This window comes from Streptomyces sp. E2N166 (assembly GCF_003671715.1).
Taxonomy (GTDB): Bacteria; Actinomycetota; Actinomycetes; order Streptomycetales; family Streptomycetaceae; genus Streptomyces; species Streptomyces thinghirensis.
The window spans coordinates 1,302,435-1,303,137 of record NZ_RAIF01000032.1 but is presented as its reverse complement, the minus strand read 5'-3'; the positions used below and the strand labels follow the sequence as shown (position 1 = coordinate 1,303,137).

The following is a 703-nucleotide window of genomic DNA, read 5'->3' as shown; positions in this document are numbered from 1 at the left end:
CGGTTGGTGACGGCGACGGCGGCCAGGAAACCGACCAGGGCACCGACGAGGGTGTCCACCACTCGCTCGGTGATCAGCTCACCGGGCGCCTGGTAGCCGGCGAACTCCGTGATGAGCAGGGCCATCGGGGTCACGCAGACACTGCCGAGCCAGTAGTTGCGGGTGATCAGCGCCTCGGCGCCGAAGTTGAGGGCGAGGCAGAGGATGACCAGGAGGGCCTGCCCGAGGTGGGCGAGCGGTGCGATGGCCGCGAACAGCAGCACCCCTGCGATGTTGCCGACCACGCGCTGCACGGCGCGGCTCCAGGTCAGGGCCATGTTGGCCTGGTAGAGGGCGGCGGCGGTGACCAGGGCCCAGTAGGGGCGGCCGATGCCGAGGGCGAGGGAGGCGTAGCCGGCCAGGGCGCAGCCGAGGGCGGTGCGGGCGGCGATCGGGGTCAGCGGGCCGAGCCGCTGCCACAGGGGTTCCGGAGGGGCGGCGAGTTCGGCCTCCACGCCGAGGAGTTCGGCGGTGGCGCCCGGGGTGGCGCCGCTGCGGGGGATCCGGCCGGTGCCGCGCAGGGCGCGGGCCCAGCCGCGCAGCCGCTCCGGGTCCGTGTCGGCGGGCGCGGCGAGGGCGACCTCGGCGCGGACGACGAGGTGTTCCAGGGCGTGCCGGGTGGTGGCGCGGGTGCCCTTCACCGGGAGGGACAGCAGCGTCTGCC

At 75.1% G+C, this 703-nt stretch carries 1 protein-coding gene; it reads right to left on the bottom strand.

Features of this window, described 5'->3' with window-relative positions:
• The coding region (locus EBH09_RS39495; RefSeq protein ID WP_238697586.1) for an FUSC family protein at positions 1-703 on the bottom strand (703 nt) is incomplete at both ends.